The sequence below is a fragment of the Burkholderia sp. BCC0419 genome (assembly GCF_902830285.1).
Lineage (GTDB): Bacteria > Pseudomonadota > Gammaproteobacteria > Burkholderiales > Burkholderiaceae > Burkholderia.
This window is the reverse complement of sequence record NZ_CADESR010000001.1, coordinates 1,792,381-1,805,905: the sequence shown is the minus strand read 5'-3', so window position 1 is coordinate 1,805,905 and position 13,525 is coordinate 1,792,381. Positions and strand designations below refer to the sequence as shown.

Below are 13,525 nucleotides of genomic sequence, written 5' to 3'. Positions count from 1 at the left end.
ACATGGCACGTTTCTTCATCGATCGCCCCGTCTTCGCGTGGGTGATCGCCATCTTCATCATGCTGGGCGGCCTGTTCGCAATTCGCGCGCTGCCCGTGGCGCAGTACCCGGACATCGCACCGCCCGTCGTCAGCATTTATGCGACGTACCCGGGCGCGTCCGCGCAGGTTGTCGAGGAATCGGTGACCGCGCTGATCGAGCGCGAGATGAACGGCGCACCGGGGCTGCTGTATACGTCCGCGACGAGCAGCGCCGGGGCGGCGTCGCTGTACCTGACGTTCAAGCAGGGCGTGAACGCCGATCTCGCGGCCGTCGAAGTGCAGAACCGGCTGAAGACGGTCGACGCGCGCCTGCCCGAGCCCGTGCGCCGCGACGGCATCCAGGTCGAGAAGGCCGCCGACAACATCCAGCTCGTCGTGTCGCTGACGTCCGACGACGGCCGGATGACCGACGTGCAGCTCGGCGAATACGCGTCGGCGAACGTTGTGCAGGCGTTGCGCCGCGTCGAGGGTGTGGGCAAGGTGCAGTTCTGGGGCGCCGAGTATGCGATGCGGATCTGGCCCGACCCGGTGAAGCTGGCCGGGCACGGCCTCACCGCGTCGGACATCGCGTCGGCCGTGCGCGCGCACAACGCGCGCGTGACGATCGGCGACATCGGCCGCAGCGCGGTGCCGGACAGCGCGCCGATCGCGGCGACCGTGTTCGCGGACGCGCCGCTGAAGACGCCGGCCGATTTCGGCGCGATCGCGCTGCGCGCGCAGCCTGACGGCTCCGCGCTGTTCCTGCGCGACGTCGCGCGCGTCGAGTTCGGCGGCAACGACTACAACTATCCGTCGTACGTGAACGGCAAGGTCGCGACCGGGATGGGCATCAAGCTCGCGCCGGGCTCGAACGCGGTATCCACCGAAAAGCGCGTGCGCGCGACGATGGACGAGCTGTCCAGGTACTTCCCGCCGGGCGTGAAATACCAGATCCCGTACGAGACGTCGTCGTTCGTGCGCGTGTCGATGAACAAGGTCGTCACGACGCTGATCGAGGCCGGCGTGCTGGTGTTCCTCGTGATGTTCCTGTTCATGCAGAACCTGCGCGCGACGCTGATCCCCACGCTCGTCGTGCCGGTCGCGCTCGCGGGCACGTTCGGCGTGATGTATGCGGCCGGCTTCTCGATCAACGTGCTGACGATGTTCGGGATGGTGCTCGCGATCGGCATCCTCGTCGACGACGCGATCGTCGTCGTCGAGAACGTCGAGCGGCTGATGGTCGAGGAGGGGCTCGAGCCCTACGACGCGACCGTCAAGGCGATGCAGCAGATCAGCGGCGCGATCGTCGGGATCACCGTGGTGCTGACGTCGGTGTTCGTGCCGATGGCGTTCTTCGGCGGCGCGGTGGGCAACATCTACCGGCAGTTCGCGCTGTCGCTCGCGGTGTCGATCGGTTTCTCGGCCTTCCTCGCGCTGTCGCTGACGCCCGCGCTGTGCGCGACGCTGCTCAAGCCGGTGTCCGGCGACCATCACGAGAAGCGCGGCTTCTTCGGCTGGTTCAACCGCTTCGTAGCGCGTGCGACGCAGCGCTACGCGACACGGGTCGGCACGATGCTGAAGAAGCCGGTGCGCTGGCTCGTCGTGTACGGCGCGCTGACCGCGGCGGCCGCGCTGATGCTCACGCAACTGCCGACCGCGTTCCTGCCGGACGAGGACCAGGGCAACTTCATGGTGATGGTGATCCGCCCGCAAGGCACGCCGCTCGCGGAAACGATGCAGAGCGTGCGCGAGGTCGAGTCGACCATCCGCCGCGACGAGCCGACCGCCTATACGTATGCGCTCGGCGGCTTCAACCTGTACGGTGAAGGGCCGAACGGCGGGATGATCTTCGTCACGCTGAAGAACTGGAAGGACCGCAAGGCCGCGCGCGATCACGTGCAGTCGATTGTCGCGCGCATCAACGAGCGCTTCGCGGGCACGCCGAACACGACGGTGTTCGCGATGAACTCGCCGGCGCTGCCCGATCTCGGTTCGTCGAGCGGCTTCGACTTTCGGCTGCAGAACCGCGGCGGGCTCGATTACGCGACGTTCAGCGCCGCGCGCGAGCAACTGCTCGCGGCGGGCGGCAAGGATCGCGCGCTCACCGACCTGATGTTCGCGGGCACGCAGGACGCGCCGCAACTGAAGCTCGACATCGATCGCGCGAAGGCGTCCGCGCTCGGCGTGTCGATGGACGAGATCAACACGACGCTCGCGGTGATGTTCGGCTCCGACTATATCGGCGACTTCATGCACGGCACGCAGGTGCGGCGCGTGATGGTGCAGGCCGACGGGCTGCACCGGCTCGATCCGGACGACGTGAAGAAGCTGCGCGTGCGCAACGCGCGCGGCGAGATGGTGCCGCTAGCGGCGTTCACGACGCTGCACTGGACGATGGGGCCGCCGCAGCTCACGCGCTACAACGGCTATCCGTCGTTCACGATCAACGGCTCGGCCGCGGCCGGCCACAGCAGCGGCGAGGCGATGAGCGCGATCGAGCGGATCGCCGCGAAGCTGCCGGCCGGCATCGGTTATGCGTGGTCGGGGCAGTCGTTCGAGGAGCGGCTGTCGGGCGCGCAGGCGCCGATGCTGTTCGCGCTGTCGGTGCTCGTCGTGTTCCTCGCGCTCGCGGCGCTCTACGAGAGCTGGTCGATTCCGTTCGCGGTGATGCTGGTCGTCCCGCTCGGCGTGATCGGCGCGGTGCTCGGCGTGACGCTGCGGATGATGCCGAACGACATCTATTTCAAGGTGGGGCTGATCGCGACGATCGGGCTGTCCGCGAAGAACGCGATCCTGATCGTCGAGGTCGCGAAGGATCTCGTCGCGCAGCGCATGTCGCTCGTCGACGCGGCGCTCGAGGCCGCGCGCCTGCGGCTGCGGCCGATCGTGATGACGTCGCTCGCATTCGGCGTCGGCGTGCTGCCGCTAGCGTTCGCGTCGGGCGCCGCGTCCGGCGCGCAGATGGCGATCGGCACCGGCGTGCTCGGTGGCGTGATCACGGCGACCGTGCTCGCGGTGTTTCTCGTCCCGCTGTTTTTCGTGATCGTCGGCCGCCTGTTCGACGTCGGCCCGCGCCGGCGCGGCGGGTCGCAGCCGGCGACGATGGAGGGTTCGCAACCATGATGTTTGCGCTGAATGCACGCGCCGCGCGGCGGGTTCCGGTCGCGCTGGCCGCCGCGCTCGCGCTCGCCGGGTGCTCGCTCGCGCCGCGTTACGAGCGCCCGGCGGCGCCGGTGCCGGCGACCTATGCGCCGGTCGACGGCAGTACTGCGCCAGTGGCCCAACCGGCCGCGGCGCAGGATGCCGCGCTGCTCGACGACTGGCATGCGTATTTCACCGATCCGGCGTTGCATGCGTGGATCGACGCGGCGCTCGCGAACAACCGCGACCTGCGGATCGCGGCCGGCCGGCTCGAGGAAGCGCGCGCGCTGTACGGCGTGCAGCGCGCGGATCGGATGCCGTCGGTCGACGCGAATCTCGGCTATGAACGCGCGCGCCAGTACGACCCGGTCGTGCGCGAAAGCGCGATCAGCGGGCTGTATCGCGCGGGCGTCGGCGTCAGCGCGTACGAGCTCGACCTGTTCGGCCGCGTACGCAGCCTGTCCGACGCGGCGCTCGCCGAATACTTCGCGACGGCGGACGCGCAGCGCACGGTCCGCATCGGCGTGATCGCCGAAGTGGCGGGCGCGTACGTTTCCGAACGATCGTTGCACGAGCAACTGGCGCTCGCTCAGCGCACGCTCGAAGCCCGCGAGCGGATGGCCGCGCTCACGCAACGCCGCTATGCCGCCGGCACGAGCGACGCGATCGAGCTGCGCTCGGCCGAGATGCTGGTGGCGTCCGCGCGCGCGTCGCAGGCCGGGCTGCAGCGCGAGCATGCGCAGGCCGTGCGGGCGCTGCAATTGCTGGCGGGCGATTTCGCGCGCAACGTGCCCGACGACGCGACCGCGCTCGACACGCTGTCGATCGCGCCCGTGGCGCCGGGCGCACCGAGCGAATTGCTCGAACGGCGGCCGGACATCCGGCAGGCCGAGGCACGGCTGAAGGCCGCGAACGCGAACATCGGCGCGGCGCGCGCGGCGTTCTTCCCGCGCATCGCGCTGACGACCGACTACGGCTCGGTGAGCGACGCGTTCTCGAGCCTGTTCGCGGCCGGCACGAGCGTGTGGACGTTCGCGCCGCGCATCACGCTGCCGATCTTCGCGGGCGGGCGCAATCGCGCGAACCTCGACGTCGCGCACGCGCGCAAGGACATCGCGGTCGCCGAATACGAGAAGGCGGTGCAGACCGCGTTTCGCGAAGTGGCCGACGCGTTCGCCGCGCGCGAATGGATCGACCGGCAGCTTGCCGCGCAGCAGGACGTGTATGCGGCGGACGGCGCGCGGCTAAAACTCGCGGAGCGTCGCTATGCGGGCGGCGTCGCGACCTATCTCGAGCTGCTCGACGCGCAGCGCAGCACCTACGAGTCGGGGCAGGAGCTGATCCGGCTCAGGCAGCTCAGGCTCGCGAACGCGATCGCGCTGTACCGTGCGCTCGGCGGCGGCTGGGCGCCGGCATCGGCGGAGGCCGCGGCTTCCGCGTGATGGGCGATTCGTCGCCTGACACCGCAGCGTGTCGGGCGACATGACGGCGGCCGTACGATTCGACGTGCGGCCGCCGCTTCGACAGGGCGTGTTGCCCGCTGTGTTGCCGATCGTCATCGGCGCTTCCTTTCGCTGGTCCGCGCACCCTTTTCCTCTCTCGGTAGGGCGGAAGGACTGCTTCCGCCGCCGCCCGCATCCATAGGCCAATCGTGTCGCCCGCCGGCGCAAACGTGTGCCGCGTCCCTTCCTTTTTCATCTCATCCAATCCGGCATGCCAGCCGCGTTCCAGCGGCCCCGCATGCGCACGATTCCCGATCGGCAATTGACGATCGAATTAATCAATGAATTGGAATTAATAACGGCGGCAAAGTGTCGCAGCAAAACGTTTGTATGCTTTTCGCAATCGTTTGCGCGATAAATCCGTATTGATGGAATGCCGTCGTTAATTTCCTGTCAGTTGAAAATGATTCGATATTCGTGTTGTGATCGAACAACGATGGCGGCGCTGGACAATGTTTTGTCCTTTGAGTAGTGGTCCAGCGCAAGCCAATGCCGGCAATGGAGAGCGCGGCAGCGACGATTATCGGCAAGAAATTCCCTTAATCTTCAATCGGTTCCGGAAAATCAAAAAGGACTGCGGATAAAAAATCCGGGATTGAAAATGAAAAGGAAAGAATGAGGTTTTAGAGGGATAAATCGAACATTGTCAGATGTATTTGACAATGATTTACAGAAATCTTTCACGGTTATCTCGATAATGCCGCCTCGTGTCGGACGGGAGCCACCACACGCTGCCGTTTGTGTCCGCCACGTCGTCCATTCCATTTGCACTCCTTACGGGAAACGTCATGAAAAAATCCATCCTGAGCGCTGTCGCACTCGCGGCCCTGTCCACCTCGGCCTTCGCAGCGGGCACCGGCACGATCAACTTCACGGGCGAGATCGTCGCGGGCGCATGCGGCATCGATTCGAACTCGGTCAACCAGACCGTGCAGCTCGGCAAGGTGCCGACCAACAAGTTCAAGCAAGCCGGCGACAAGTCGGACCCGGTGTCGTTCGACATCAAGCTGACCGACTGCGACACCAGCATCGCGCAGAACGCGTACTTCACGTTCACGGGCACGTCGAGCGCCGGCCAGCCGAAGCTGCTCGCCACGATCGGCTCGGCCACCAATGTCGGCATCCGCCTGCAGGCCGCGTCGGGCGAATACCTCGACAACGGCGCCGAGCAGAAGGCGCCGACGCTGCTGCAGAACGGCACGAACACCGCACGCTTCGCAGCGATGTACGAAGCGACGGCAGCCGGCGTGACGCCGGGTACCGCCGACGGCGTCGCGAATTTCACGGTCCGCTACCAGTAAGCGTCCGTACCGGAGGAGGGATGCGTGCATCCCTTCCTCCTTCATCTTTCCTCCCGTTTTCCTTCTCCCTGGACTCCCGGTAGCGCCGCGTGCGAATCAGACATTCCTTCCTTTGCGTCTCCGTGCTGGTCGTCGGCAGCCAGAGCCAGGCGACGGAATTCAATTCGTCGTTCCTCGACATCGACGGGACGAGCAACGTCGACCTGTCGCAGTTCTCGCAGCCGGACTTCACGTTGCCCGGCGAATACATGCTCGACGTGCAGGTCAACGACCTGTACCTCGGACTGCAGCCGATCGAATTCGTGGCCGTCGATGCGACGGGTGCGGGCAAGCCGTGCCTGCGACCGGCGCTCGTCGAGCGGTTCGGCCTGAAGCCGTCGCTGCTCAAGGACCTGCCGCGCTTCCAGGGCGGCAGTTGCGTCGACCTGGCTGCGATCGAAGGGGCGACCGTGCGTTACCTGAAAAGCGACGGGCGGCTCAAGATCACGATTCCGCAGGCCGCGCTCGAATTCACCGATTCGACTTACCTGCCGCCGGACCACTGGTCCGAAGGGATTCCCGGCGCGATGCTCGACTATCGCGTGATCGCGAACACGAACCGCAACTTCGGTGCGGGCGGCGGGCAGACGAATTCGATCCAGGCCTACGGGACGGTCGGCGCGAACTGGGATGCGTGGCGTTTTCGCGGCGACTACCAGGCGCAATCGAACGTGGGCAACACCGCGTACGCGGACCGCACGTTCCGCTTCAGCCGGCTTTATGCCTTTCGCGCGCTGCCGTCGATCCAGTCGACGGTGACGTTCGGCGACGACTACCTGACCTCCGACATTTTCGACACGTTCGCGCTGACGGGTGCGTCGATCCGCAGCGACGACCGCATGCTGCCGCCATCGCTGCGCGGCTATGCGCCGCTGATCTCGGGCGTCGCGCGCACCAACGCGACCGTGACCGTGTCGCAGGCCGGCCGCGTGCTGTACGTGACGCGCGTGTCGCCGGGCGCGTTCGCGCTGCAGAACATCAACACGAGCGTGCAGGGCACGCTCGACGTCGCGGTCGAGGAAGAGGACGGCAGCGTGCAGCGCTTCCAGGTGACGACGGCCGCCGTGCCGTTCCTCGCGCGCACCGGGCAGTTGCGCTACAAGGCCGCGGTCGGCAAGCCGCGCCTGTTCGGCGGTGCCGGCATCACGCCGTTCTTCGGTTTCGGCGAAATCGCGTACGGCCTGCCGTTCGACATCACCGCCTATGGCGGCTTCATCGCCGCGTCGGGCTACACGTCGGTCGCGCTCGGCGTCGGCCGCGATTTCGGCGCCTTCGGCGCAGTGTCGGCCGACGTCACGCACGCGCGCGCGCGCCTGTGGTGGAGCGGCGCGACACGCAACGGCAACTCGTATCGCATCAATTATTCGAAGCACTTCGACGGGCTCGATGCCGACGTGCGCTTCTTCGGCTATCGCTTCTCCGAGCGCGAGTACACCAACTTCGCGCAATTCTCCGGCGATCCGACGTCATACGGCCTCGCCAACAGCAAGCAGCGCTATTCGGCGACGATGTCGAAGCGCTTCGGCGACACGTCGACCTATTTCTCGTACGACCAGACGACCTACTGGGCGCGTGCGTCCGAGCAGCGGGTCGGCCTGACGCTCACACGTGCGTTCTCGATCGGCACGCTGCGCAACCTGAACGTCAGCGTGTCGGCCTTCCGCACGCAAAGCGCGGGCGCGAGCGGCAACCAGTTCTCGGTGACCGCGACGCTGCCGATCGGCGGCCGCCACACCGTCACGTCGAACCTGACGACGGGCAGCGGCAGCACGAGCGTGAACGCGGGCTACATCTACGACGATTCGGCCGGCCGCACGTACCAGATCAACGCGGGCGAGACCGACGGCCGCGCGTCGGCGAACGCGAGCTTCCGCCAGCGCACGTCGACGTACCAGCTGAACGCGCAGGCGTCGACGCTCGCCAATGCGTATGCGGCCGCATCGCTCGAAGTCGACGGTTCGTTCGTCGCGACGCAGTACGGCGTGTCCGCGCACGCGAACGGCAATGCGGGCGATACGCGGCTGCTGGTGTCGACTGACGGCGTGCCCGACGTGCCGCTGTCCGGCACGCTCACGCATACCGATTCGCGCGGCTACGCGGTGCTCGACGGCATCTCGCCGTACAACGTGTACGACGCGACCGTCAACGTCGAGAAGCTGCCGCTCGAAGTGCAGGTGACGAACCCGATCCAGCGCATGGTGCTGACCGATGGCGCGATCGGCTTCGTGAAGTTCTCCGCCGCGCGCGGCAGCAACCTGTACCTGACGCTGACCGACGCGGCCAGCAAGCCGCTGCCGTTCGGCGCGTCGGTGCAGGACGCGGCGAACGGCAAGGAACTCGGCATCGTCGGCGAGGGCGGTGCGGCGTTCCTGACCCAGGTTCAGCCGAAATCCGCGCTGGCGGTGCGGGCGGGCGAACGCACGCTGTGCACGATCGACGCACTGCCGAACCAGCTTCAACTCGAAGGCACGCCGATTCCGGTGACGTGCCGGACACCCGGCGAGTCGCATGCGGCGGCCGCGCGGGGCGAACGATGATTTCCATGGATCCAGCGATGAAGAACGTTTTCTCCCTTCCTTTCCCGCGGCGCGCGCTGTGCGTGTTCGCGACCGTCGGCGCGATGCTGGCAGGCGCCGCGCATGCGGCGATCGTGCCCGATCGCACGCGCGTGATCTTCAACGAAGGCGAGCAGGCCGCGATCGTGACGATCACCAACAAGAGCACGACGTATCCGTATCTCGTGCAGTCGTGGCTCGAGGACGCGAAGGGCAACAAGACCACGTCGCCGCTGATGGTCGTGCCGCCGCTGCAGCGGGTCGAGGCGAACGAGCGCAACGTGCTGCGGATCGCGAAGCTGCCGGGCACTGAGTTGCCGGCCGATCGCGAAACGGTGTTCTACCTGAACATCCGCGAAGTGCCGCCGAAGACCGATACGCCGAACACGCTGCAGATCGCGCTGCATACGCAGATGAAGCTGTTCTACCGGCCGAAGGCCGTGCAGCCCGCGCGCGACGAGGACTGGACGCTGCCGATGACGCTGCGGGTGGATGCGGCCGCGCACAAGCTGGTGTTCGACAACCCGACGCCGTACCACGTGACGGTGGTCGGCGTGAGCGCGGGCGCGCAGAAAGCGCCGGTGCCGATCGACCCGGTGATGGTGAGCCCGATGAGCACGGCCGACGTGCCGTTCAAGGCGGCGACGCCGGCGACGCTGTTCGTCACGCATATCGACGATTACGGCGGCCAGGTGGCGGTCGAGTATGCGTGCGAGGCCGGTGCTTGCAGGAGTGTGAAGAAATGAGGGGGGCGGGGTGTCAACGGGTGTCGCCGGCGGCGGCGTGGCTGAGGTGGGTCGTGCTCGCGGTGCTGGTCGCGGCCGTGCAGCCTGCGTGGGCGCTGCGCTGCCTGGCGGACGGCGGCGCGGATTCACTCACCGAGTCGATCGGCGGTGTCGCATCGTATCCGACGGATGCGCCGGACGGATACGTGATCTGGGTATCGCCGCCACGCACGACGACGGGGTACTGCTACAAGGACTACGGCGGGGCCGCACTGAACTTTGCCGAACTGGTTTACTTCTACGCGAACCCGAGATCGCAGGATCCTGCCGCCTGGGGGCTCGAGATCGGCATTCGCTATGGTGGCCGGGACTATTTCGGCCTGGGCAGCGGGCCGGGCGCGCGCGTGGAAACCACCACCACCGTTGGCACGTGTTCGCAATGGAACTTCGACCGAGGGCTCTGCCCGAAGGTGCCGCTCAGCATCACCTATCAGGTGGTGGTGCGCAAGAAGGGCCAATGGATACAGCCGCCGAACGATATCTATGCGGTCTTTCAGTTCGACGGCAGGGGCGGCCTCAACGCGGCTCGATCGAGTTTCCAGTACCGGTTGAGCGGGTTGTCGCGTCTGAAGCCGACACCCTGCCTCGTCGACGTGCTGGTGACGCCCGAGCCCGGCATCGTCAATTTCGGTCAGGTGCAGACCACCGGCAACGGCTTCCTGCCTGCCGTGCCGCGCCGGCGGTTCTCGCTGTCGCTGTCGAAGAAATGCAGCATCCCGATTCGCGTCGACGGCTATTTCGAGGCGACCAAGGGCACCGTGCAGAACGGTTTGCTGGTGCCGGCGAAGGACAGCAACTTCGGGATCGGCCTCGAGGACAGCCAGGGCAAGGCAATCGACTTCAACAAACAGTTCACGCTCACGCAGTTTGCGGCCAACGTTGCGAATCAGACCGTGATGCTCGATGCGGTGCTCAAGTCGTTCGGACCACCGAAGATCGGGCCGTTCGACGCGGCCGCAACGATCCGGATTTTCCTGTATTGAGCATTGTGCTGCATGAGCGGCGCGCGCCGCGCAACGTGCTGCCCGCAAGGGATTTTCATTGATGTACTGACGGAGGAGAAGGAGATGCATCCGAGACGCAGTGTCGTCGCGGCCGTGCTGGCCGTGTCGGCAATGAGCGCAGTTCATGCGCAGACGGTATCGGCCGGCGGTTATTCGCTGACGGTGATCGGCGACCTGGGCGGGCCGCGCGACGTGCAGTACCAGGGCAATGCCGTCAGCGCGGACGGCAAGACGATCATTGGTTCCTACTGGAGCGAAGCGCAGCCCGGTAGCTCGATGGCCTTCTCGTGGTCGGCCGCGACAGGCTGGCAGCGGCTGGCCGCGCCGGCGAACGCCTATGACTCGCAGGCACGGACGGTGTCGGCCGATGGGCAGGTGATCGGCGGTTCGATCAGCGCGCGCCAGGCGGACAGCAGTAACGTCGATCGATGGGCGGTGCGATGGCCCGGCGACGGTCGCACGCAGAAACTCGTTCCGGATACGGCGGGCCGGGACGCATGGGTCGACGTTGCGAACCTCGCCGGCACGAGGATGACGGGCAGCTTCATGGCGGCAGGTGGCCGGAATGCACGGTTCATGTGGGACCAGCCGAGGGGTTTCCGCGAGTTGCCGCCGGGTGGCGACTATCTCGTGCACTTGCTTGCGATGACCTCGTCCGGGAATGCGGCAGCCGGGTTCGCCGGCAATGTCGACGGCGTGTATGGCTCGCGTGCGCTCCTGTGGACAGAACGATTCGGCGAGCGACTGTTGCCGACGATCAACGCGGGCGTAGCCAGAATGGATCTGGCCCGTGGCGTGACCGAAGACGAACGGACGATTGCCGGCTCGCTCGGCACCCTGGTGGTCACGCCGGATGGACAACGGGTCGACTCGGAGGCCGTGCTGTGGACGAACGGTGGCGACAGCATCCAGCGGCTCGGTTTTCTCGACGGCGACGACAGCAGCTACGCGTTGTCGATCAGTATGGACGGGCAGGTTGTCATCGGTGGCTCGAGCAACGGGCAGACCGGTGTCGAGCGCGTCTTCGTGTGGACGCCGCAAAGCGGCATGCGCAGCCTCGTTGCGTTGCTCGAAGGGGCCGGCCTGTCGGTCGGCACGCTGAACCTGGCCAACGTGATCGGCGTGAGCCCCGACGGGCAAACCATCACGGGGCAGGGCTATCGCGACGGCGATCCCGACTATAGGCCGCAGTTCTGGCAAGTGCACATCGATGCGGCAACACTACGCGCGTTGCGGCCGGCGAGCCCGGGGGCCGACGCGTTGCGGGTGCGGGCGGCGCAGCCGAAGGCAGCGATGCAGCGAAGCGTCTGCCGCATGCCTGTCATCCCGGCACGGCTCGCGTCGTGCCGGCTGCTGTTGCCGGCCGTGCGCTAGCGAGCATGGTCGCATGCAGGTGAAGCGATGAAACAAGGCGCCGGTTTTACGGCGCCTTGTTTTGTTTACCGCACCCAGTGACACACCCTGTGACGGTGATGCTCGAAGTGGCACACGCGGTGCGGATGCGCTTCGGCGATGGCCGGCACGAGTACGGCAGCGGCCACGGCGGCGGCGGTGAGGGTTTTCAGTAGCGTCTTCATGTCGAGGTCCGGTCGTTGAATGATGGATCAAGGGTGCGCAGCCGCATCACCACTGCGGCCGCTGATCGTCGCGACGGTCGTCGCGGTGGTCATCCCGGCGATCGTCGCGGCGGTCGCGGTCGTCACGCGGGCCGGCATGCCGGGCTTCCCAGTCGCGGCGCTCCCAGTAGCGATTTCCGTCCCAGTAACGATCGCCATGCCAGCCGATCGTGACTTCGGCAGGGCCAGGGTAGGCGACGCAGCCGCTGAGCATCACGCTCGACAGCGCGCCAACCATGACTGCGGATAACACGATGGATTTCATGTTGTTCTCCCTTGGAAACAGCAAGTCGATCGTACGAGCCCCCAAAATTTCACGTGGTAAGAAGTTGCTACCGCCGATGACACGTGCAGGCACTTCGTCAGGAACGTGAAAGCATGCGTCGGCGGAGGGCAAGTCGCCGACGCAGCGCAGACGCGTACCCGTCCGCCCCGGCAACGATTTCGGCAATTGTTCAGACAAATCCTGACAACTCGAAGGGGCATCCTGTAATCGGATTGAGAATGATTTGCGTTTACGTTAAATTTCGTTATCTCGGAATTTGACGGAGCAGATCGATGGCCATGGCGGAAGTGCTCGACCGACCGGCGGCGACAGCGGCAAACCCGTTCCTCGGCAGTTATCCGGACTTGCCGCCGCGCCCCGCGCCGCGGGCGCGCCGGGTGTCCGAGCCCCGTGCGCAGGGCGCGTTGCTCGACGTGCTGATCTCGCATCGCGCGATGCTCGTCAACGTCGCGCGCGGCTTCGTCGGTTGCGCGAGCCGCGCGGAGGACGTCGTGCACGACGTGTTCGTGAAGCTCGTCGAATTCCCGAACCAGGACGCGGTGCGCCAGCCGGTCGCGTACGTGACGCGGATGGTGCGCAACGCATCGATCGACGCGTGCCGCCGGCAAAGCCTGGAAAACGTCTATCACACGGAAGAGGACGACGGCTTCGACGTGCCGTCGCCCGAGCCGACGCCGGAAGCCGCGCTGATGACGCGCGACACGCTGCGGCGCGTGTGCGCCGCGCTCGACGACCTGCCGGCGCGCAGCCGGGCGGCATTCGAGATGGTGCGGCTGCGCGAGGAGACGCTGCAGACCGCGGCGCGCGCGCTGAACGTGTCGCAGACGCTCGTGCATTTCATGGTGCGCGACGCGGAGCGCCACTGTGCGGAATGCCTCGACGCGTGCCATCGCGGTGTCGCATGCCCGGTGTTCCTGGGCGGCCGCGCACGGCGGCGGTAAAAAAACGCGCCGGCCAACCGTCTATCAGACAGGAGCGGCGGAATCCGCCGCTTCGCCTCCTTCAACCGCCCAGCGATTTCCGATCATGACGCAAGCCCCGACGCCCTCCGCCGACACCGACGATCTCGTCTATACGGTCGTCATCAACGACGAAGAACAGTATTCGATCTGGCCGACGTTCCGGCCCGTGCCGGCCGGCTGGCGCGAAGTCGGCGTGAGCGGCCCGAAGGCCGACTGTCTCGCGCACATCGAAACGGTCTGGACCGACATGCGCCCCGCGAGCCTGCGCCGCGCGATGGACGGCGAGCGCGCGACGCGCGCGTCGTGACCTGCTG

Annotated in this window: 11 protein-coding genes; 9 read left to right on the top strand and 2 right to left on the bottom strand. The window is 66.6% G+C overall.

The window, feature by feature from the left end; translation table 11 throughout:
- Positions 1–2 precede the first annotated feature (2 nt).
- The 7 genes from HWW87_RS08015 to HWW87_RS07985 all read left to right on the top strand — a co-directional run bounded on the left by HWW87_RS08015 (position 3) and on the right by HWW87_RS07985 (position 11,721).
- Positions 3–3,143 (top strand): multidrug efflux RND transporter permease subunit, encoded by a 3,141-nt coding sequence (locus HWW87_RS08015; protein WP_175819870.1) that lies wholly within the window; start codon positions 3–5, stop codon positions 3,141–3,143.
- Positions 3,143–4,603 carry an efflux transporter outer membrane subunit gene (locus tag HWW87_RS08010; protein WP_175820693.1) on the top strand — a complete coding sequence of 487 codons (1,461 nt, stop codon included), beginning with the start codon at positions 3,143–3,145 and terminating at the stop codon, positions 4,601–4,603. Before HWW87_RS08015 ends, HWW87_RS08010 begins: the two co-directional genes overlap by 1 nt.
- Positions 4,604–5,451: 848 nt before the next feature.
- Complete coding sequence (locus HWW87_RS08005) at positions 5,452–5,964, top strand: fimbrial protein (RefSeq protein WP_011545365.1); 513 nt, start codon at positions 5,452–5,454, stop codon at positions 5,962–5,964.
- 122 nt (positions 5,965–6,086) lie between these two features.
- On the top strand, positions 6,087–8,540 hold the full coding sequence (locus tag HWW87_RS08000) for a fimbria/pilus outer membrane usher protein (protein WP_175820692.1): 2,454 nt from the start codon (positions 6,087–6,089) through the stop codon (positions 8,538–8,540).
- Positions 8,541–8,557: 17 nt separating this feature from the next.
- Positions 8,558–9,304 carry a molecular chaperone gene (locus tag HWW87_RS07995; protein ID WP_175819869.1) on the top strand — a complete coding sequence of 249 codons (747 nt, stop codon included), beginning with the start codon at positions 8,558–8,560 and terminating at the stop codon, positions 9,302–9,304.
- Complete coding sequence (locus HWW87_RS07990) at positions 9,301–10,326, top strand: fimbrial protein (protein ID WP_175819868.1); 1,026 nt, start codon at positions 9,301–9,303, stop codon at positions 10,324–10,326. The genes HWW87_RS07995 and HWW87_RS07990 overlap by 4 nt, the downstream gene beginning before the upstream one ends.
- Positions 10,327–10,509: 183 nt before the next feature.
- A complete protein-coding gene (locus HWW87_RS07985) occupies positions 10,510–11,721 on the top strand; it encodes a calcium-binding protein (protein ID WP_244107152.1) in 1,212 nt (403 codons plus the stop codon).
- A gap of 65 nt (positions 11,722–11,786) precedes the next feature.
- Here HWW87_RS07985 and HWW87_RS07980 read toward each other — a convergent pair whose 3' ends face one another.
- Positions 11,787–11,924, bottom strand: coding sequence for an HHHH-motif protein (locus tag HWW87_RS07980; protein ID WP_175819866.1), 138 nt, complete (start codon positions 11,922–11,924; stop codon positions 11,787–11,789).
- Positions 11,925–11,970: 46 nt separating this feature from the next.
- Positions 11,971–12,228 (bottom strand): hypothetical protein, encoded by a 258-nt coding sequence (locus HWW87_RS07975; RefSeq protein WP_174430367.1) that lies wholly within the window; start codon positions 12,226–12,228, stop codon positions 11,971–11,973.
- Positions 12,229–12,521: 293 nt separating this feature from the next.
- Here HWW87_RS07975 and HWW87_RS07970 point away from each other — a divergent pair, with 293 nt between their 5' ends.
- Positions 12,522–13,190, top strand: coding sequence for an RNA polymerase factor sigma-70 (locus tag HWW87_RS07970; protein WP_174430368.1), 669 nt, complete (start codon positions 12,522–12,524; stop codon positions 13,188–13,190).
- An 85-nt stretch (positions 13,191–13,275) separates the two neighbouring features.
- The gene (locus tag HWW87_RS07965; protein WP_006476052.1) at positions 13,276–13,518 is read left to right on the top strand and encodes an MbtH family NRPS accessory protein; all 243 of its coding nucleotides are present in this window, start codon (positions 13,276–13,278) and stop codon (positions 13,516–13,518) included.
- The last annotated feature ends 7 nt before the right edge of the window (positions 13,519–13,525 follow it).

What these genes read in the sequence shown, in the direction of transcription:
- HWW87_RS08015 (WP_175819870.1), top strand. Translation starts at nt 3, where the DNA reads ATGGCACGTTTCTTCATCGATCGCCCCGTCTTCGCGTGGGTGATCGCC.
- HWW87_RS07995 (WP_175819869.1), top strand. Translation starts at nt 8,558, where the DNA reads ATGAAGAACGTTTTCTCCCTTCCTTTCCCGCGGCGCGCGCTGTGCGTG.
- HWW87_RS07975 (WP_174430367.1), bottom strand. Translation starts at nt 12,228, where the DNA reads ATGAAATCCATCGTGTTATCCGCAGTCATGGTTGGCGCGCTGTCGAGC.
- HWW87_RS07970 (WP_174430368.1), top strand. Translation starts at nt 12,522, where the DNA reads ATGGCCATGGCGGAAGTGCTCGACCGACCGGCGGCGACAGCGGCAAAC.
- HWW87_RS07990 (WP_175819868.1), top strand. Translation starts at nt 9,301, where the DNA reads ATGAGGGGGGCGGGGTGTCAACGGGTGTCGCCGGCGGCGGCGTGGCTG.
- HWW87_RS08005 (WP_011545365.1), top strand. Translation starts at nt 5,452, where the DNA reads ATGAAAAAATCCATCCTGAGCGCTGTCGCACTCGCGGCCCTGTCCACC.
- HWW87_RS08010 (WP_175820693.1), top strand. Translation starts at nt 3,143, where the DNA reads ATGTTTGCGCTGAATGCACGCGCCGCGCGGCGGGTTCCGGTCGCGCTG.
- HWW87_RS07965 (WP_006476052.1), top strand. Translation starts at nt 13,276, where the DNA reads ATGACGCAAGCCCCGACGCCCTCCGCCGACACCGACGATCTCGTCTAT.
- HWW87_RS07980 (WP_175819866.1), bottom strand. Translation starts at nt 11,924, where the DNA reads ATGAAGACGCTACTGAAAACCCTCACCGCCGCCGCCGTGGCCGCTGCC.